Source organism: Sphingomonas sp. SP5 (genome assembly GCF_058313455.1).
The window spans coordinates 523,669-543,033 of the sequence record NZ_JBZFLF010000003.1; the positions used below are offsets into that span (position 1 = coordinate 523,669).

General features: G+C 69.9%; 15 protein-coding genes. 8 read left to right on the top strand and 7 right to left on the bottom strand.

Features of this window, described 5'->3' with window-relative positions:
• Nucleotides 1-158: 158 nt before the first annotated feature.
• The 4 genes from AC4GY7_RS10335 to AC4GY7_RS10350 all read right to left on the bottom strand — a co-directional run bounded on the left by AC4GY7_RS10335 (nucleotide 159) and on the right by AC4GY7_RS10350 (nucleotide 3,668).
• Nucleotides 159-2,294: a TonB-dependent receptor gene (locus AC4GY7_RS10335; protein ID WP_491113525.1), complete on the bottom strand. Its 2,136-nt coding sequence runs from the start codon at nucleotides 2,292-2,294 to the stop codon at nucleotides 159-161.
• A gap of 96 nt (nucleotides 2,295-2,390) precedes the next feature.
• Nucleotides 2,391-3,173, bottom strand: coding sequence for a tryptophan 2,3-dioxygenase (locus AC4GY7_RS10340; RefSeq protein WP_491113526.1), 783 nt, complete (start codon nucleotides 3,171-3,173; stop codon nucleotides 2,391-2,393).
• Nucleotides 3,174-3,198: 25 nt separating this feature from the next.
• Entirely contained in the window at nucleotides 3,199-3,492 is a 294-nt protein-coding gene (locus AC4GY7_RS10345; RefSeq protein ID WP_491113528.1) for a hypothetical protein, read from the bottom strand.
• A gap of 2 nt (nucleotides 3,493-3,494) precedes the next feature.
• Nucleotides 3,495-3,668, bottom strand: coding sequence for a hypothetical protein (locus tag AC4GY7_RS10350; protein WP_491113530.1), 174 nt, complete (start codon nucleotides 3,666-3,668; stop codon nucleotides 3,495-3,497).
• 91 nt (nucleotides 3,669-3,759) lie between these two features.
• Between AC4GY7_RS10350 and AC4GY7_RS10355 the strand changes: the two genes are divergently transcribed.
• Nucleotides 3,760-4,377 carry a LexA family transcriptional regulator gene (locus tag AC4GY7_RS10355; protein ID WP_491113531.1) on the top strand — a complete coding sequence of 206 codons (618 nt, stop codon included), beginning with the start codon at nucleotides 3,760-3,762 and terminating at the stop codon, nucleotides 4,375-4,377.
• Nucleotides 4,378-4,395: 18 nt separating this feature from the next.
• On the opposite strand, the gene AC4GY7_RS10360 is transcribed toward AC4GY7_RS10355, so the two are convergent.
• Nucleotides 4,396-4,566 carry a hypothetical protein gene (locus tag AC4GY7_RS10360; RefSeq protein ID WP_491113533.1) on the bottom strand — a complete coding sequence of 57 codons (171 nt, stop codon included), beginning with the start codon at nucleotides 4,564-4,566 and terminating at the stop codon, nucleotides 4,396-4,398.
• A 184-nt stretch (nucleotides 4,567-4,750) separates the two neighbouring features.
• On the opposite strand from AC4GY7_RS10360, the gene AC4GY7_RS10365 reads away from it, so the two are divergent.
• The 4 genes from AC4GY7_RS10365 (at nucleotide 4,751) to AC4GY7_RS10380 (ending at nucleotide 14,393) form a co-directional block, all read left to right on the top strand.
• The gene (locus tag AC4GY7_RS10365) at nucleotides 4,751-4,960 is read left to right on the top strand and encodes a hypothetical protein (protein WP_491113535.1); all 210 of its coding nucleotides are present in this window, start codon (nucleotides 4,751-4,753) and stop codon (nucleotides 4,958-4,960) included.
• A 103-nt stretch (nucleotides 4,961-5,063) separates the two neighbouring features.
• Nucleotides 5,064-6,992, top strand: a complete 1,929-nt coding sequence (locus AC4GY7_RS10370; protein WP_491113537.1) for an autotransporter assembly complex protein TamA — start codon at nucleotides 5,064-5,066, stop codon at nucleotides 6,990-6,992.
• Nucleotides 6,989-11,107 carry a translocation/assembly module TamB domain-containing protein gene (locus tag AC4GY7_RS10375; protein WP_491113539.1) on the top strand — a complete coding sequence of 1,373 codons (4,119 nt, stop codon included), beginning with the start codon at nucleotides 6,989-6,991 and terminating at the stop codon, nucleotides 11,105-11,107. The genes AC4GY7_RS10370 and AC4GY7_RS10375 overlap by 4 nt, the downstream gene beginning before the upstream one ends.
• A gap of 202 nt (nucleotides 11,108-11,309) precedes the next feature.
• Nucleotides 11,310-14,393, top strand: a complete 3,084-nt coding sequence (locus tag AC4GY7_RS10380; RefSeq protein ID WP_491113541.1) for a TonB-dependent receptor domain-containing protein — start codon at nucleotides 11,310-11,312, stop codon at nucleotides 14,391-14,393.
• Nucleotides 14,394-14,511: 118 nt separating this feature from the next.
• Here AC4GY7_RS10380 and AC4GY7_RS10385 read toward each other — a convergent pair whose 3' ends face one another.
• Entirely contained in the window at nucleotides 14,512-14,955 is a 444-nt protein-coding gene (locus AC4GY7_RS10385) for a DUF6481 family protein (protein ID WP_491113543.1), read from the bottom strand.
• A 99-nt stretch (nucleotides 14,956-15,054) separates the two neighbouring features.
• Between AC4GY7_RS10385 and AC4GY7_RS10390 the strand changes: the two genes are divergently transcribed.
• Entirely contained in the window at nucleotides 15,055-15,726 is a 672-nt protein-coding gene (locus AC4GY7_RS10390; protein ID WP_491113545.1) for a polyamine aminopropyltransferase, read from the top strand.
• 13 nt (nucleotides 15,727-15,739) lie between these two features.
• Here the strand turns inward: AC4GY7_RS10390 and AC4GY7_RS10395 are convergent, their stop codons facing one another.
• Nucleotides 15,740-17,161 carry an aldehyde dehydrogenase family protein gene (locus AC4GY7_RS10395; RefSeq protein ID WP_491113547.1) on the bottom strand — a complete coding sequence of 474 codons (1,422 nt, stop codon included), beginning with the start codon at nucleotides 17,159-17,161 and terminating at the stop codon, nucleotides 15,740-15,742.
• Nucleotides 17,162-17,278: 117 nt separating this feature from the next.
• Here AC4GY7_RS10395 and AC4GY7_RS10400 point away from each other — a divergent pair, with 117 nt between their 5' ends.
• A complete protein-coding gene (locus AC4GY7_RS10400) occupies nucleotides 17,279-18,256 on the top strand; it encodes a quinone oxidoreductase family protein (RefSeq protein ID WP_491113548.1) in 978 nt (325 codons plus the stop codon).
• A gap of 94 nt (nucleotides 18,257-18,350) precedes the next feature.
• Nucleotides 18,351-19,292: a hypothetical protein gene (locus AC4GY7_RS10405; protein WP_491113549.1), complete on the top strand. Its 942-nt coding sequence runs from the start codon at nucleotides 18,351-18,353 to the stop codon at nucleotides 19,290-19,292.
• Nucleotides 19,293-19,365 lie beyond the last annotated feature (73 nt).

Here is a 19,365-nt window from a genome sequence, read left to right on the forward strand (position 1 = left end):
GGCGGGGGGCAAGGGGGCGCTAATTCCTCCCCGGTACGGGGAGGTGCCAGCGCTTCAGCGCTGACGGAGGGGGGCTTCCACAGGCGACATGTTGCGCGGAGAGCCCCCTCCACCACGCCTGCGGCGCGGTCCCCCTCCCCGTGCCGGGGAGGATTTATTTAGATGCCGAAGCGGAGGGTTACGCGGATGTCGCGGCCGGCGAGGGGCGCGAAGTCCTTGAGGAAGCTGGAATGCCGGCGCGCTACCACGTCGAAGATGTTGTTCGCCGACACCAGCAGGCTGGTCCGGCTGTCCTTGCCGAACGGGCTGAACGAGGCGGTGGCGTTGACCATCGTATAGTCGGCGGTGCGCGTCTCGAACGCGGCGAGGCGGTTCTGCGGGAAGACGTGTTCCACCTCGACGCGGCCGCCGATCCGGTCGCCCTGCGCCTCCAGGCCGCCGAGCACGCGCGCTGGGGGAATGCGCGGCACCGGGCCGACGTCGACGATGTTGGCGCGCACGTAATCGCCGAGCAGGTCGGCGTTGATCGTATAGCCGCCGATCCGCGCGAGCCGCACCGATCCGTTCGCCTCGAAGCCCCAATAGCGGGCATCGCCCTGCTGGTATTGGAAGCAGGGCAGGTCGACCTCGTCCGAGCGCGCCTCGCACACCGCCTGATCGACGCGGTTTTCCGAAATGTAGTTGGAGAACCAGTTGTAATAGGCGGAGGCATCGAAGCTGTAGCCGTCGCCATGCGCGTGCAGCGTCGCTTCCAGGCCCCAGCTCTTCTCCAGCCGGAAGTTCGGATCGCCCAGTTCATAGGCCTGCGTGCCGGCATGCGGGCCGTTGGCGAGCAGTTCCTCCGCCGACGGCGCGCGTTCGGTGCGCGAGCCGTTGAGGCCGACGCGGATGCCGTCGCCGATCGCATAGGAGGCGCCGATCGATCCCGACAGCGCATCGAAATGCCGGGTGCCGCCGTAGAAGCGATCGTTGCCGACCGGCACGCGGCCGGCGACGTCGGTCAGTTCGTAGCGCAGGCCGCCCTCTGCGCGGAACGGGCCGTTGGCATATTGCTGCAGGGTGAAGAAGCCGGTCTGGTTGGTTTCGTTCTTGGGCAGAAAGGCTTCGTCGCCGACGACGTTGAAGATGCGGTTGAAATACTGGACGCCGCTCGCCCCCTGCCAGCCGCCGCGGTTGGCCTGTACGACCTCCAGCCGCCCTTCCAGCCCCTTGTTGTAGAAGGCGGTGCCGACGCTGCCGTCCTCTTCCAGTTCGAAATGGCGGTAATTCGCCTGGCCGGCGCGGATGCGGACGCGATCGAGGAAGCCGCCGCCGGTCTGCACCTCGCCGCGGAGGTCGACGCGGTTCTGGACGACCGACAGGCGCGGTGCCTCCTGCTCCTGCCCGACCTCGGTCGCATAGCGGATCGGCACGCCGTAGAGGCTGTCGTAATGGCTGTAGGAGATGCCGAGGTTGCCGGTGTCGGTGATGATCGACGCGCCGGCGCCGGCGGTCCACGTCTCGGCCGCCGAATTGGGCAGGCGGTTGCGCAGCGCGGCGGAGGCGGCGAAGTCGATCGGCTCGTCGGCGCCGGGCTGCGGCAGGCCGACCTGACTCAGCGCCGCGGCACGCGCCTGCGGCGACAAGATATAGCCGTGGCCGGTGCGCAGGTCGTCCGACTTGAGGTAGGAGCCGTCGGCATGCAGGACGAGGTGCTGGCCCACCGCCACGTCGCCTGCCGCGCCGCCCGACCGCTCGTTCGCGGCCGACCCGTAATTGGCGATGCCGTTCAGCCGATAGCCGTTTTCGGGCACCGACCGGGGGATGCGCGTATCGATGACGTTGACGACGCCGCCGACCGCGGACGACCCGTACAGCAGCGCCGCCGGGCCGCGCAGCACCTCGACGCGCTCGGCGAGTAGCGGATCGATGATGACGGCATGGTCGACGCTGGTGTTGCTGACGTCGATCGACCCGATGCCGTCGGTCAGCACGCGGATGCGGTCGCCCTGGAAACCGCGCAGGATCGGCCGCGAGGCGCTGGGGCCGAACGAGGTCGCCGACACGCCGGGCTGGCGGGCCAGCGTCTCACCGATCGTCGGGCGCAGGTTGCGCGCCAGTTCCTCGCCGGTGAGCACCGAGGTGCCTTGCAGCACGTCTCGCTCGCTCTGCGGCAGGGCGGCGGTGACGATGATGTCGCGACCCTGCTGGCCAGCTGCGGGTGCCGGCGTGGGCGTGGGGGCGGGCACGGCGGTTTGGGCCAGGGCGGGTTGGGCGATCAGGGCGGCGCCGGCGAACAGGGTGGATTTCAGCATCGATACTCCGCGGGGATACTGGTGCGTGGGTGCAATCGCACGCGCCCTTAGCGGAGATGTTACATTATATCAAAGTGAATTCGGCATGACCGTGCGTCACAGGCTGGTGCGCACGTCGAGCAGTTCGGGAAAGAAGCGCTGTTCCACCACCTTGGCCAGATATTGCACGCCCGACGTGCCGCCGGTGCCGGTCTTGAATCCGATGACGCGCTCCACCGTCTTGAGATGGCCGAAGCGCCAGAGCTGGACGTGATATTCGAGGTCGACGAGCTTTTCGGCAAGTTCGTACAGGTCCCAATGATCGTGCGGGTTGCCGTACACGGTCGCCCAGCAGGCCTGCACCGCGTCGCTCGGCGGGGCGGTGCGGGCGAAATCGCGTTCCAGCCGTTCGGGCGGCACCGGCAGCCCGCGCCGGGCGAGCAGGCGCAGCGCCTCGTCGTACAGGCTGGGACGGGCGAGTTCGTCGGCCAGCCGCTCGCGCACCGCCGCTTCGTCGAAGATGTCGACCATCGCGGCGTTGCGATTGCCCATCACGAATTCCAGGCAGCGATATTGATCGGACTGGAAGCCCGAGCTGCTGCCCAGGCTGCCGCGCATCGCGACGTAATCCGCCGGCGTCATCGTCGCCAGCACCTCCCACGACTGGATCAGCTGCGCCTGGATGCGGCTGACCCGCGCCATCATCTTGAGCGCGGGCGGCAGGTCGTCCGCCGCGATCCGGCGCCGCGCCTCGCCGAGTTCGTGCAGGCACAGCTTCATCCACAATTCGGATGCCTGGTGGATGGTCACGAACAGCAATTCGTCGTGCACGCCGCTGAGCGGCGACTGGAGGTCGAGCAGTTCGGGCAGGCGCAGGTAGCTGCGGTAGGTGAGGGTCATGGCCGCCTGTCTATCGCATCGCCGTTCACGCCTCCAGCAGCAGCACGTCGAGCGCGACCGCCGACGGATCGGCGCGGGCGACGACGCAGTCGGCGACGAGGTGGCCGGGAACGGGCAGGTCCGCTTCCGGCAGGGCGGCGAGCCACGCGGCGGGATCGCCGCCGGTCACCGCCAGATGCACCGACAGGCGCACGCCGACGAACGTCGCGCTCGCCCAAGGGATCGTGTCGTCGCTGACGGGGCGCAGGGTCAGCCCGTACCCGTGTGCGTCCGCGGCGAGGGCCCGCAGCAGCCGCGCGGCGGGGTTCGGCCGGTGCACCATCACCCGTTCCGCGCCATGAAGCGTTCGATCCGCGCCGCGGTCCGTGGCCCGATGACGCGGCCGCGCATCATGTCGGTCACCAGCCGCGGATCGTTGACCGCCAGCCGCCCGAACTGCGTGCGCGACATACGGGTTTGCCGAAGATAGCGGTCGATCTTGATGAGCAGGCACATCGTTCCCTCTCGAGTCCAGTGATTTGTGTTCTTGATCTGTTCCGCATGATCCAACTTGTCTAGGAAAATTTCCTATGGCATCGCATCCACTGTGGAGACGATCGATCCCAGGGAGCGGCTGCGGGCGCTGGCGGCTGCGCGCGGTGACAGCCTGGCGGCGCTGTCGGCGATGTTGGGGCGCAATGCCGCCTATCTCCACCAGTTCGTATCGCGCGGATCGCCGCGGCGGCTGGATGGCGAGGACCGGCGGCGGCTCGCCGATTATTTCGGGGTGGACGAGGTGGAGCTTGGCGCCGACGCGCGCCGGCGCAGCTTCGCGCTGCCGCGGCTCGACGTGGCGGCATCGGCAGGGCCGGGCGCGTTCGTCGATGGCGAGATCGTGCTCGGGGCGGCGGCGATCGACCCGGCGCTCGCCGCGCAACTGGGCTTGCGCGACGGGCAGGCGGCGATCGTGCGGGTGCGCGGCGATTCGATGGAGCCGGGGCTGGTCGACGGCGACCTGATCGTGGTCGATCGCGCCCGCCGTGCGCCCGATGCGCGGGGCGGGGTGTTCGTGATCCGGATCGAGGATGCGGTGATGGTCAAGCGCGTCCGGGCGGCACGGGGGGCGCTGATCGCGACCAGCGACAACCCGGCGGCACTGCCGCTGCCGGACGGGACGATCGAGGTGATCGGCCGCGTGGTGTGGCTGATGCGCGCGCCGCAATGAGACGGCGGACGAGCGCGCCTATCGGCGCCGGTCGCGCAGCCACACCGCCACGGCGCCGAGGCTGCCGATGACGAGCCCGGCGAGGAAGCCGATCGTCACCTGACCCTGCATCAATCCGACGACGGTGCCGCCGATCGAGCAGATGGCGATCAGGATGCCGCCCGCGGCGGAAGGAGGAGTTTCGGCCATGCGGGACGCCCTGCCACGTCCCGCCGCGGGACGCCACCCGTCCCCTCCCGGGACATATGGGACACGCCCACGGCGCCGCGCCGGCCCTGTTTACCATCGGCAGCCGCCGTGCACCGCACCCGGGGGAAACTTGGCACGCGTTGTGAAGAAGGGCGGGCCAACCCCACGCCTTCAGGAATTTTTTATGGCCGCCATGTATCTTGCCGACGCCCAGCAGGTTGCCGATGCGGCGGACCTGATCGCGACGTTCGGTGAGCAGGCGCCGGTCGAGGCGGCGATTCGCGCCGGGCACATGCGCGACATCGGCAACTATCTGCATTTCTGCCGCTGGCGGCAGACCGAGCGGCTGGTCGCGCTGATGGTGTCCGAAGAGGCGGTCGGCACCGTCCACTGAGCGCGTCCTTCCGACGGTCGGGTTCGCGGCCGCGCCGGACCGATCGGGCAAGTGCCTGTCGGGGGACTATTGTCCAGCGTCGCGCCACGCTAGGACGCATGCCATGGTGTCGCGTGTGGGGTGGTTCGGGCTAGGCGCGGCCGCCATTCTTCTTTCCGGGCAGGCCGCGGCGCAGACCAGCCCCGCGGAGGCGATCCCGCTCGACCCCGATGCGCCGCTGGCGCCGCTGCCCGACATCGGCGTCGCCTGGCCGGACCTCGGCAAGGACGCGGCCGCCGCCACGCCGGTCGCGACGACCGACGTGGCGGCGGAGGCGCGCTATGCATGGCGGCTCGACGGGCTGGATAGCGCGGCGACGCCGCTGCTGCGCCAGCGCTTCGACGAACTCTCGACGCTCAACGCCAACGACGGCAGCCCCGCCAATGCCGCGCAGCTCGATCGCCGGGCGCGCGAGGATGCCGACCTGTTGCAGACGCTGCTGCGCGGCGAAGGCTATTATGATGCGCGGGTGACGACGCGGGTCGAACCGGGGCCCAAGCCGCTGGTGGTGTTGCAGGCGGAACCGGGCACGCTCTACCGCTTCAAGGACGTGACGCTGGGCGGCATCGCCGCGGCGGAGGGCAAGGCGCAGGATCTGCGCCAGGCGTTCGGGGTGAAGCCCGCCGATCCGGTCAATGCCGATGCGATCGTCGCGGGGCAGGCGCGGCTGACGACGCGGATCGGGCAGGAGGGCTTTCCCTTCGCCGACGTGGGCGAGCCGCAGATCGTCGTCGATCACGCGACCAAGACGGCGACGCTCGACCTCGCCGTGGCACCGGGCGGCGCGCGCCGCTTCGGCCAGGTCGTGGCGCTGCCCGGCAACCAGGTGTTCGGCCCGCACCATGTGCAGGAGATCGCGCGATTCGCCCCCGGCGACCCCTATGATTCGGCGTCGCTCGAGGACCTGAGGCGGGCGCTGGTGCAGACCGGCCTCGTCTCGTCGGTGGAGGTGAAGCCGGTGGCGGGAAGCGACCCCGAGACGGTCGATGTGGGCGTCAAGCTGGAGCCGGCGCCGCCGCATACCATCGCGGGCGAGCTGGGCTATGGATCGGGCGAGGGCGCGCGCGCGGAACTCAGCTGGACGCATCGCAACCTGTTTCCGCCCGAAGGCGCGCTGACCCTGCGCAGCGTGCTGGGTACGCGCGAGCAATTGGGCAGCGTCGTGTTCCGCCGCAACAATCTCGGGGCGCGCGACCGCGTGCTGACCGCGCAGATCGCCGCCAGCCACGTCCAGCGCGACGCCTATGAGGCCAAGACGTTCACGCTCGCCGCCAGCCTGGAACGGCAGACGACGATCTTCTTCCAGAAGGCATGGACCTGGTCGCTCGGCGGCGAATTGCTCAGTTCGGACGAGCGCGACGTGATCGCCGCCACCGGCCAGCCGCGCCGGCGCACCTTCTACATCGCCGCCGCGCCGACCAGCCTCAACTACGACGGGTCCGACGATCTGCTCAACCCGACGCGCGGCTTCCGCCTCGGCGGCCGGATCAGCCCGGAATTCTCGCTGGAGGGCGCCGCCTTCGGCTATGCCCGATTGCAGGTCGACGGCAGCGCGTACCAGCCGGTGAAGCGCGGCGTGGTGCTGGCAGAGCGCATCCGGCTGGGATCGATCCTCGGCGCCTCGCGCGATCGGATCGCGCCGTCGCGGCGCTTCTACGCAGGCGGCGGCGCCTCGGTGCGCGGCTATGGCTATCAGGCGATCGGCCCGCGCGACGTCAACAACGACCCGATCGGCGGCCGCAGCCTCGCCGAATTTTCGATCGAGACGCGGGTCAAGGCGTTCGGCAATTTCGGCATCGTGCCGTTCCTCGACGGCGGCACGATCTATACCAGCGCGCTGCCGCGGCTCGGCGACTTCCAATATGGTGCCGGCGTCGGCGTGCGCTATTATTCCAACTTCGGTCCGATCCGCCTCGACGTCGGTACGCCCCTGAACCCGCAGCCGGGCGACAGCCGTATCGCGGTCTATGTATCGCTGGGGCAGGCGTTTTGACGCGCTGGCTGCGGCGCATCGCCGGCGTGCTCGCGGCGCTGGCCGGCATCGTCGCGCTGGCGCTGGCGATCGTCGACACCGATGTCGGCCATCGCTGGGTCGCCGAGCGGATCGGTGCGATCCGCACCGCCAACGGGCTGCGCTTCACGGTCGGCCGGATCGACGGTTCGCTGTACGGGCGGGCGCAGTTGAAGGACGTGCGGGTCCACGACCTCGACGGGCTGTTGGCGCAGGCGCCGGCGGTGACGCTCGACTGGGCGCCGTGGCTGTGGCTCGACAACCGGCTGGTGATCCGGCGGCTGGCGATTCCGCAGGCGACGCTGTTCCACGCGCCGCACACGCGGCCTTCGCGGCGGCGTGGCCCGATCCTGCCCGATTTCGATATCGCGATCGGCGATCTTGCGATCGACCGGCTGGTGCTCGCCCGACCGGTGCTCGGCACCGAGCGGGTCGGGCGGGTGCGGGGCCGTGCCGATATCCGCCGCGGTCACGCGCGTGTCCGGCTCGCCGCATCGGTGGCAGGCTCGGACCGGCTCGCGCTGCGCCTCGATGCCGAGCCCGACCGCGACCGGTTCGATATCGACGTGCGCGCCGCGGGCGCGGCGGGCGGCGTGCTGGCGCGCAGCATCGGCAGCCGCCGGTCGCTGGCGCTCGATATCGGCGGTACCGGCAGCTGGTCGCACTGGCGCGGCCGCGCGATCGGGCGCAGCGGCACCGCGCGCCTGATCGACCTCAATCTCGCCGCCGACGCGGGCCGCTACGCCCTGGCGGGTGAGCTCGTGCCCGCCGGGCAGTTCGGTGGCCTGGTCCAGCGGCTGGCGGGGCCGCGGGTCCGCATCGACGGCAGGGCGACCTTCGCGGCACGGCGGCTCGACGGCACGCTGTCGCTGCGCAGCCCGGCGCTGGCGGCGCGCGCGACCGGTGTGATCGATCTCGGCGCCAACGCGTGGCGCAACGTCCGCATCGTCACGCGGCTGCTCCGGCCCGCCGCGGTGATCCCGGCGATGAGCGGCAGCGGGATGGAGGCGCGGATGGTGCTCGACGGCAGCTTCGCCACCGCCCGCTTCGACTATCGCCTGCGGGCCGATCGGCTGGCGGTGGATCGCACCGGCATGCGCGGGGTGCGGCTTGCCGGCCAAGGCCGTCTCGGCCAGCGTCACCTCGTCATGCCGACCCGCTTCGCCGCAGCGGAGGTGACCGGCATCGGCGCCGTCGCCGGCGGTATCCTGCGCAACCTCAGCCTCGACGGGCCGCTGACGCTGAAGGGCAATCTGCTGACCGGCGATGCGCTGCGGCTGCGCTCCGACAAGCTCGCCGCGCGGCTGATGCTGGCGATCGATTTCGCCACCGGCCGCTATGAGGTCGGCCTCAACGGCACGCTCAACCGCTTGTATATCAAGGGGCTGGGGGTGGTCGACCTGCGATCCGACCTGCGCGTCGTGCCGGGCGCCGGCGGGCGGGGCACACGCATCGTCGGGCGCGGCGCGGTGCAGGTGGTGCGGCTCGACAACGGCTTCCTGCGCGGGCTGGCCGGGGGCCTGCCGCGGATCGTCACCGGCCTGGAGCGCAGCCCCGACGGCGTGCTGCACTTTTCGAACATGGTGCTGACCGCGCCGCTGCTGACGCTGCGTGGCAACGGCTATCGCCGCCGCGACGAAACCTTCCATATCGAGGCGAGCGGCCGCCACGGCACCTATGGCCCCGTCACGCTGACGCTCGACGGCAAGATCGATCGGCCGACGCTGGATCTCGCTTTCACCAGCCCCAATGCGACGCTGGGCCTCGCGCAGGTTCGCGCGCACCTCGATCCGACGCCGCAGGGCTTCGTCTATCGGGCGCAAGGAGGATCGCGGCTGGGGCCGTTCACGCTCGCCGGATCGATCCTGCTGATGCCGCCCGGCGTCGACGACATCCTGATCGTCGATCGGCTGGCGGTCAGCGGCACCGCGGCGGCGGGGCGGCTCGCGATCGTCAGCGGCGGGTTCAACGGGCGGCTGGCCGTAGCGGGTGGAGGCATGACGGGCGAGTTGCTGTTCCGGCCGGTCGACACCGTGCAGCGGATCGAGACGCACCTCGATGCCGCCAACGCGCAACTCGCCGGCGCGACGTTGCGCCGCGGGCACCTCGACGCAGTGGTGCTGCTCGATCCGGCGGGAGCGTCGCTGGAGGCGACGGCGACCGGCCAGGGCCTGCGGCAGGGACGGCTCAGCCTCGCGCGTTTCGCCGGCCATGCGCAATTGCGCGGGGGAACGGGAGAGATCCGCGCCTCCATCGCGGGGTCGCGCGGCCGGGCGTTCGATATCCAGAGCGTGACGCAAGTGACGCCGCAGAGCGTCTCGGTCGCGGCACAAGGCACGCTCGACCGGCGGCCGCTGAAACTACTCACCCCGGCGGAGTTCACGCGGGACGGCGACGGCTGGCGCCTCGCGCCGACGCGGCTGAGCTTTGCCGGCGGCGAGGGGCAGGTGGCCGGACGCTTCGCCGGGACGGGGCTGGCGATCGATGCCTCGCTCACGCGGATGCCGCTCGCCATCCTCGACATCGGCTTTCCCCGCCTGGGGCTCGGCGGCACGGCATCGGGGTCGTTCAGCTATGCGCGTGCCGACGGGGAGGCGCCCACGGGCCGCGCCGACGTGACCGTGCGCGGGCTGAGCCGGGCGGGGCTGGTGCTGGCGGCGCGTCCGATCGACCTCGGGCTCGCCGCGGTGCTGACCGCCGACCGGCTGGGCGTGCGCGCGGTGATGGCGTCGGGCGGGAAGACGATCGGGCGGGCGCAGGCGCTGCTGAAGCCGCTCGGCAGCGGCGACCTCGCCGACCGGATCGCGGCCGCGCCGCTGATCGCGCAGGTCCGCTATCAGGGGCCGGCCGACACGATCTGGCGGCTGACCGGGGTCGAGCTGTTCGACCTGTCGGGTCCGGTCGCGATCGGAGCCGACGTCAGCGGCCGCATCGGCGCGCCCGTCATCCGTGGCGCGTTGCAGGCGAACGGCGCCCGGATCGAGAGTGCCACCACCGGCACCGTGCTGACCAATGTCGTGGCGAACGGCCGCTTCGGCGGATCGCGGCTCCAGATCGACCGCTTCGCCGCCGACGCCGGCAAGGGCGGACGCGTCACCGGCAGCGGCGGGTTCGATTTCGCCGCGGCGCACGGCATCGGGCTCGATATCCGGTTGCAGGCCGATCACGCGGTGATGATAAACCGGGACGATGTGGGCGCGACCGTCACCGGGCCGCTGACCTTCACCTCCGATGGCGCGGGCGGGCGGATCGGCGGCGACGTGGTGCTCAACCGCAGCCGCTATCGCCTTGGCCAGGCGACCGCCGCCACCGCCGTGCCGCGGCTCAACATCCGCGAGATCAACCTGCCCGACGGCGGCGAGGAGGATGAGGCGCCGGCATCTCCCTGGACGCTGGCGATCAAGGCGCGTGCAGCCGACAAGGTGATCGTCAGCGGCCTCGGCCTGTCGAGCGAATGGTCTGCCGACCTCGGCATCGCGGGACAGCCGGACAATCCGGCAATCAGCGGCCAGGCCAATCTGGTGCGCGGCGATTACGAATTCGCCGGCCGCAAGTTCGAGCTGCGCCGCGGCATCATCCGCTTCGCCGGCGAGGTGCCGGCCAACCCAGCGCTCGATATCGAGGCGAATGCGGACACCACCGGGCTCAGCGCCTCGATCCGGGTGACAGGTACCGCCTTGAAGCCGGAGATCGGCTTCAGCAGCGTGCCGGCGCTGCCCGAGGACGAGCTGCTGTCCCGCCTGCTGTTCGGCACGTCGATCACGCGGCTGTCCGCGCCGGAGGCGTTGCAGCTCGCCGCCGCGGTGGCGGCGCTGCAGGATGGCGGCAGGGGCCTCAACCCGATCAACGCGGTGCGGCGCGCCGCAGGTCTCGACCGGCTACGCATCCTGCCCGCCGATCCGCAGACGGGGCAGGGGACGTCGATCGCCGCAGGCAAGTTCGTGACGCGGCGCCTGTATGCCGAGATCGTCACGGACGGGCAGGGCTATTCGGCGACGCAGGTCGAGTTCCAGGTCACCCGCTGGCTTTCGCTCTTGTCCAGCATTTCGACGCTTGGCCGCCAGAGCGCCAACGTGCGCGTGTCCAAGGACTATTGATCCGGCCCGCGACACCGCGAGCGGCCGCCTGCGCTAAAATGGCCGGACGAGGCTGCATTGCGGCAATGGGTGACGCATCCTGTCTCATTTCCGCAACAGTCTGAAACTTTCCCATTTTTATCGGGCAGCTACGTTGACCCAGTGCGAGGCGCGAACCTAACCACGACGTTGTAGTCGATCATAAGGTTCAGGGAAAATCGCTATGTATCTTGGTATCTTGCGCTCGCGGGCGCTGATGGGTGCGAGCGTTCTGGTGCTCGCCGGATTGGCCAGCACTGCTGCCGCTCAAACCACCACGCCCGCGCCGACGCAGGCACCCGACGTCGCCGCGCAGGACCCGGCGCAGGACCAGACCGGCACCGGCCAGACGGCCGGCGATGCAGCGGCGGGCGATCAGGCCGGCGGCCAGGACATCGTCGTCACCGGCTCGCGCATCGCCCGTCCCGAATTCGAGACGCTGCAACCGACGCAGGTGATCGGCGCCGCGCAGATCCAGAACCGCGGCTATACCAACGTCGGCCAGGCGCTGACCGAGCTGCCGGCCTTCGGCCCCCCGGGCAACAGCGGCGTCGGCGCGCAGTCGTCGTTCGGCCCGGCGCAGACCTTCGTCGACTTCTTCGGCCTCGGCACGCAGCGCACGCTGGTGCTGGTCAATGGCCGCCGCTTCGTATCATCCAACACCGCCAGCATCTTCGGTCCCGTCTCGGCGGGTACGCAGGTCGACCTCAACAACATCCCCTCGACGCTGGTCGAGCGGATCGAGACGGTCGCGATCGGCGGCGCGCCGATCTACGGGTCCGACGCGATCGCCGGCACCGTCAACATCATCCTGAAGCGCAACTTCGAAGGTCTGAACCTCGAAGGGCAGGCGGGCATCTCCGACCGCGGCGACGCACCGGACAACCGCCTCAGCCTGCTGGCCGGCAAGAACTTCGCGGATGGCCGCGGCAACATCACGATCTCGGGCGAGTATAACAAGGTCACCGGCCTCACCGCCGCCGATCGCGGCATCACCGCCGCCGGCAACTTCTTCGGCACGCCGCCCGCGTCCGCCAATTCGCAGTTCCAGCGCCTGCTCTATCCCGCGCAGCGCTATTCGGCGTTCACGATCGGCGGCGTGCCGTTCAGCGCCGACGATTACCTCGCCTCGCGTTCGGGCATCCGCAATGCGGCCGGCCAGCTGCTCCAGTTCGGGTCGAACGGCACGCTGGTGCCGCTCGACCTGGGCACGGTGCTGCGCCAGGGCTATATCAGCAGCGGCGGCAACGGGTTCGACCTGCCCGCGCAGTCCAACCTGCTGACCAATTCTGAACGCTATATCGGCAGCGTCCAGGCGAGCTACCAGCTCACCGACAACATCCGTTTCTTCGGCGAAGGCTGGTATGTCCATGCCAAGGGCGTCAACCTGATCGACCAGCCCAACTACAACACCGCGCTGTTCGACGATGCCGGCACGGCCGACGGCAACCTGCTGGTCAACATCAACAACCCGTATCTGACGGCCGCCGACCGCGCGACGATCGCCGCCAACCTCGCGCCCGGCCAGCAGCAATTCTACGTCGGCCGCGCGCTCGCCGACCTCACCACCGGCCGCTCGCAGGCGACCGTGGAGACCTATCGCTTCGTCGGCGGTTTCGACGGTTCGCTCGGCGTCGCCGGCCACGAATTCAAGTGGGAGGTGTCGGGCGTCTATGGCCGGTCGGAGACCACCGGCCGCAACTACGAGCTGGTGCAGCAGAATTTCGCCAATGCGATCGATGCGGTGCGCGATGCCTCGGGCAACATCACCTGCCGCCCCGGCGCCGTCAACGCGACGATTCCGACGCTCAACAGCACCTGCGCACCCCTGAACATCTTCGGCCAGGGTCAGGCGAGCCAGGCGGCACGCGACTATATCTTCGCGATCGCGACGCCGCGGTCGGTGAACGAACAATATGTGTTCAACGCCAACATCAACGGCCCGGTGTTCCAGCTGTTCGGCAACGACGTGAACGTGTCGCTGGGCTATGAGCATCGCGAGGAGAAGACGCGCTTCGATCCGGGCGATTATTACTATGGCGAGACGCTGGCCGACGGCAGCCGCCAGCAGTACGGCCGCTCGATCCCGATCGATCCGATCGCCGGCAAGTTCAACACCGACGAAGTGTTCGGCGAGCTGGTGGTGCCGTTCGTGTCGAGCAAGAACGAGCTGTCTTGGCTGAAGACGCTCGAGTTCGACGGCGCGGCCCGTTACGTCGACAACTCGCTGTCGGGTGGCGACCTCACCTGGACGGCGGGTGGTCGCCTCGGCTTCTTCCGCGATCTCACCTTCCGCGGCAACTTCACCCGCTCGATCCGTTCGCCCGCGATCACCGAGGTGTTCAACCCGACGTCGCGTGCGTTCGACACCGGCAACGATCCCTGCGATTCGCGCTATGTCGGCGGCGGTGCCAATCCGGCGACGCGCGCGGCGAATTGCGCGGCGGCGGGGATCAACACCGCGACGTTCGATTCGAACTTCAGCAACTTCACCATTCCGGTGACGATCGCCGGCAACCCCGATCTGCGTAACGAAAAGGCGGATAGCTGGACGGTCGGCGCGATCTTCCAGCCCAAGTTCATCCGCGGCTTCTCGCTCGCGGTCGACTGGGTGAACATCAAGCTGAAGGACGCGATCACCTCACTCGACGGCACGTCGATCCTCAACGCCTGCTATGACTCGGCGGATTATCCGAACCAGTTCTGCGGATCGTTCGATCGCGGTGCCGATGGCCAGCTGACCACCATTCGCGAGGGCTATTTCAACGCCGCCGCGTACAAGATGGCCGGCCTGACCGTCACTGCGGCCTATCGCCTGCCGCTCGAGAACATCGGCGTCACCGGCGGCGGCACGCTTGGCCTGTCGGGTAACTACTTCTACCGCGACAAGCTGGAGACGCAGGTCGGCACCGGCGACATCAACCACGACGCCGGCGAGATCGGCTATCCGCGCCATTCGGGCACGGCGAACCTGACCTACGATGCCGACGCCTTCAACCTGCTGTTCCAGATGCGCTACATCGGCAAGGGCGCGTTCGATCTCGATGCGGCGGACAATGCCCGCGACATCAGCGGCGTCGGTGCCTGGACGGTGTTCAACGCGACGGTGGGCGTAAAGGTGAACCAGCAGTTCGGCCTGCGCTTCATCGTCGACAACGTCTTCGACCGTAATCCGCCGTATCCGTCGCCGGCGGGCGGTGGCACGACCACCTATTTCTCGGGCATCCTCGGCCGCTATTTCCGCGCTGCGGCGACCGTGAAGTTCTGATCGATCGGTCCGGCGCGGGTGCGCCGGACCTTTCCCGACGCAAAAAGGCCGGCTGGAAACAGCCGGCCTTTTTCGTGTCCGATCCCCCGGCCGCGCGCCGAGGGGGGAGCGGCAAACGTCAGCGCTTGCCGACGCGCGCCTTGCGGGCAGCGTAGCGGGCGTCGCGCGCGGCCTTCATCTCCGCCTCGGTCGGCATGCGCGGCTTCGCCTTGGCGGCGGCTTCCGCGGCAGCGGCGGCGGCGGCTTCGGCCGCGGCCTTCTTCTCGGCGATCGCGCGTTCGCGCTCGGCCTGCTTTTCAGCGCGCTTCTGCGCGAGGGCGGCTTCCTTCGCCTCGGCGGCGGCGACGCGCGCGGCGACGATTTCGGGGTCGACCGGCGCCTTGTTGCGCAGTTTCTCGAGCGCGGCTTCCTTGGCCTTGGCGGAAAGGGCGGCGCGCTCCTGGAACGTCTGGGGCTTGTAGGCGGGCATGTGGGTGATGATGATCCTGTCGTGGTGTGTCGTGGCACGTCGGATACGCGCCATTCCGCCGCGCCCGATAAAGCAAAACGCGCGAATCTCCAAAATCGTGCCATCGGCACGGATGCGGAACGTCGCTCGCTTCCGGCCAGGCGTGGCTGTAGGGCGTTGGCGACCGAGGGAATAGCGCGAGGGATCAGGGCGATGACGCCGCGAGAATTGTTGGGAACCGCCGAAGTGCCGGGCGGCGAGCCGCTGCGCCTGTTCCGACGCGGCGACGATTTCATGATCGTCATGGATCGCAACGAGCTGATGAACAGCCGGACGAGCGGGTCGGAAGAGGCGCTGGCGACGCTGGCGATCGAGCGGCTCGGCGGTCGCAAGGCGCCACACCTGCTGATCGGCGGCTATGGCATGGGCTTCACCCTGCGGGCCGCACTGGCGAAGCTGGGACGGGAGGCGCGCGTGACCGTCGCCGAACTGGTGCCGGAGATCGTCGCCTGGGCGCAAGGGCCGATGGCGGCGCTGACCGCGGGTTGCCTCGACGATCCGCGCGTCGCGGTGACGTTCGCCGATGTCGGCGCGGTGATCGCCGACGCGCGCGGCGCGTATGATGCGATCCTGCTCGATGTCGACAACGGGCCGGACGGGCTGGTGCGGCCCGCCAACGACCGCCTCTATTCGGCGCGCGGCCTCGCCGCCGCCCGTGCGGCGCTGGCGCCCGGCGGCGTGCTCGCCGTGTGGTCCGCGGCGAAGGACCCCGCCTTCACCCGCCGCCTGCGCGAAGGCGGTTTCGCCGTCGACGAGGTCGGCGTCCGCGCCCGCAGCAACGGCAAAGGCGCGACCCACACCATCTGGTTCGCCACGGGACGGTAGCGGAAGGCGGGGATCAGCCCGGTTCGCCGACGATCGTCTTCAGCTCGGTAAAGTCGGCGATGCCGTATTTGCCGCCCTCGCGGCCATTGCCCGATTGCTTGTAGCCGCCGAACGGCGTGCCGATCGTCCCACTCCAGCCGTTGATGGTGACGAGGCCGGCGCGCAGCCGCGGCGCCACCTCCGCCGCCGCTGCCGGATCGCCGGAGATCGCGGCGGACAGACCGTATTCGGTCGCATTCGCCAGCTGTACCGCTTCGTCCAGGGTCGCGTAGCGGGTGATCGTCGCCACCGGGCCGAAGGTTTCCTCGCGCGCGATGCGCATGTCCGGGGTCACGTCGGTGAAGACGGTGGGGCGCACGTAATAGCCGGCATTGCGGCCGTCGGGCCGGCCCGGGCCGCCGGTGACCAGCGTCGCGCCTTCATCGATCGCCGACTGGATCAGGTCCTGGATCTTGTCGAACTGCGCCTTGTTGACCACCGGGCCGATATGGGCGCCGAGTTCGGCCGGGTCGCCGACCGGCGTCGCCTCGAAGATGCTGCGGGCGACCTGTGCGGCGTCGTCAACCTGCGTGTCGTGGACCAGCAGGCGGGTGGGTGCGATGCAGCTCTGGCCGGAATTGGCCAGCACGCCCTGCAACGTCGGCGGCAGCACGGCGGCGAGGTCGGCGCCCTCCAGCACCAGATTGGGCGCCTTGCCGCCCAGTTCCTGGTGCACGCGCTTCACCGTCGCGGCCGCCGCCTGCGCCACCGCGATCCCGGCGCGGGTAGAGCCGGTGAAGCTCACCATGTCGACCTGCGGATGGCTGGACAGCGCCACGCCGACCGTCGGGCCGTCGCCGTTGACGAGGTTGAAGACGCCGGCCGGCACGCCCGCCTCGTGCAGGATCTCGGCCAGGATCATCGCGCAGCTCGGCGCCTCCTCCGACGGCTTCAGCACCATCGTATTGCCGGCGGCGAGCGCCGGCGCGACCTTGGCGCAGATCTGGTTGAGCGGCCAGTTCCATGGCGTGATCATCGCCACCACGCCGACCGGTTCATGCACCACGCGGGCCTTGCCGACGCGTTCGGAGAATTCGAATTCGCGCAGGGCCTTGAGCGTGCCCATGATGTAGCCGAGCCCCGCCGGCGCCTGTGCCGCCTGCGCGAAGCCGACCGGTGCGCCCATTTCGCGGCTGACCGCACGGGCGAGATCGGGGATGCGCGCCTTGTAGCTTTCGACGATGCGGTCGAGCAGGTCGGCGCGCTCGGTGGGGCTGGTGCGGGAGAAATCATCGAAGGCGCGGCGCGCGGCGGCGACCGCGCGATCGACGTCGGCGACCGTGCCGAGCGTGATCGTCGTCACCGGCTGTTCGGTCGACGGGTCGATGACTTGGTGGCTGCGGCCGCCGTCGCTCGCTACCCACGCGCCGTCGATGTAGAAATGTTCGCTGTTCATGGCATCGCTCTCCCGCGCCTATCGCTTGGGCGGGAGAGTGCGACGGCGCGCGAAAGGTTGCAACCCGAAACGCGTATCTGCCGTTCGGATGCGCGGACACGAAGGAGATGCAAGGCGATGAGCGAGCGCGTGGCACGGATCACCCGCACCGGCGGCCCCGAGGTGATCGAATGGGTGGATGTCGACCTGCCGCCGCCGGGGCCGGGCGAGGTGCGGATGCGCCACCGGGCGGTAGGCCTCAACTATATCGACACCTATCACCGCAGCGGCGTCTATCCGGTCGACCTGCCGGCGGGGCTCGGCAGCGAGGCGGCGGGCGTGGTCGAGGCGGTGGGCGAGGGCGTGACGGGCCTGACGCCGGGCGACCGGGTCGGCACCTTCGGCCCGGCGCGCGGGGCCTATGCGACAGCGCGCAACGTTGCCGCGGCGCAACTGCTGCCGCTGCCCGACGACGTGGACGACAGGACGGCGGCAGCGCTGCTGCTGAAGGGCTGCACCACCGAGGCGCTGGTTGAACGCTGCGCCCGCGTGCAGGCCGGGCAGACGGTGTTGGTGTGGGCTGCGGCGGGCGGCGTCGGGCAGTTGCTGGTCGGCTGGCTCCACGCGATCGGCGCCACGGTAATCGGCACCGCCGGCACGCGCGACAAGGCGGCGCACGCGACGGTCGCCGGCGCGGACCACGTCATCCTGCACCGCGACGAGGATGTCGCGGCACGGGTGAAGGCGATCACCGACGGCCGCGGCGTCGACGTGGTGTTCGACGGCGTCGGCAAGGCGACATGGGAGACGACGCTGGCGACGACGGCACGCCGTGGGCTGATCGTCAGCTACGGCAATGCCGGTGGGCCGGTGACCGGCGTCGGGCTGGGCGTGCTGGCGAGCAGGGGCTCGCTGTTCGTCACCCGTCCGACCCTGTTCGACTATTACGTCACGCCCGACGAGCGGCGGGCGGGTGTCGAGCGGGTGTTCGCGATGCTGCGTTCGGGCGCGATCCGGCCGGAGATCGGCCAGACCTTTGCGCTGGAGGATGCGGCCGAGGCGCATCGCGCGCTGGAGGCGGGAGAGACGCGTGGCAGCAGCGTGTTGCTGGTGTGACGCCGAACCCCATTGCCTGACGGGAACGCCGCTGGGATAAGGCGGTGGTGAACCCCTCGGGCGACACCGTTGGGGGCGATGGGGCACGACGCGCATGAGGATCGGGCGAGGCGCGATATGGGCGGTTCTGACGCTTGCGCTGCCGACGGCGGCGTTCGCGCAGGAGGCGCCTCCGCCGGCCAGCGCTCCGCCGTCGGCGCAGGCGCAGGCGCAGGCGAGCGATCCGATCATCGTCACCGCGCGGCCGCTGCCGGAGGAGGCGAAGATCCGGGCGCTGGCGCGGGCGATCACGCCGCGTACCGGCTGGGACGAGCCGCTGGCGCGGTTCACCGATCCGGTGTGCTTCGGCACCGGCGGCCTTTCGCGCGACATGCTGCAGGCGATCGGTGCGCGCCTCGCCGACGATGCCGCGGAGGCGGGCATCCGCCTTGCCGGGGAGGGCTGCGACGTCAACGTGCTGCTGCTGTTCGTCGATGACGGCCAGGCGGAAGTGAAGCGGTTGCTCAAGCGGCGGCCGAGCCTGTTCGGCAATATGGATCTGAGCGCGATCCGGGCGGTCATCAACGAACCCGGTCCGGTGCATGCCTGGACCGTCAGCGAGGTCCGCAGCCGCGACGGCGACCGGCTGTACCTGGGGGCGAACAATATCCCGACGCTGAACGTGCCGATCGCGTCCCGCATCGTGCTGCCGACCCGCCGCGACATGCTGACATCGCTCATCCTCATCGATCGCAAGGCGGTGTTGGGGCGGAGCCTGCAACAGGTCGCCGACTATGTCGCGATGCGGACACTCGCCGCCGTGCGGCCGAAGGGGGCGACGGGTGGCGACACCATCCTGACCCTGTTCGATCCGGGTGCGGCGACGCCGCCGGCGGCGATGACGCCCTTCGACCGCGGCTACCTGAAGGCGCTTTACGAAGGATCGGGCAACCAGCGCAGTGTGACCAAGGTCGGCGAGATCGCGCGCAGCATCGTCAGGGATGGCGCGCCCGCCGGCCGCAAGGCGCCGCCCCGGCCGGCATCGTCACCGGAATAGTGCAATGAACTGAGCCCGCTGCCGCCCATTGCTTCGCGCAGATGACGTGTTTGTCATGATGCCGTGGGGGCGG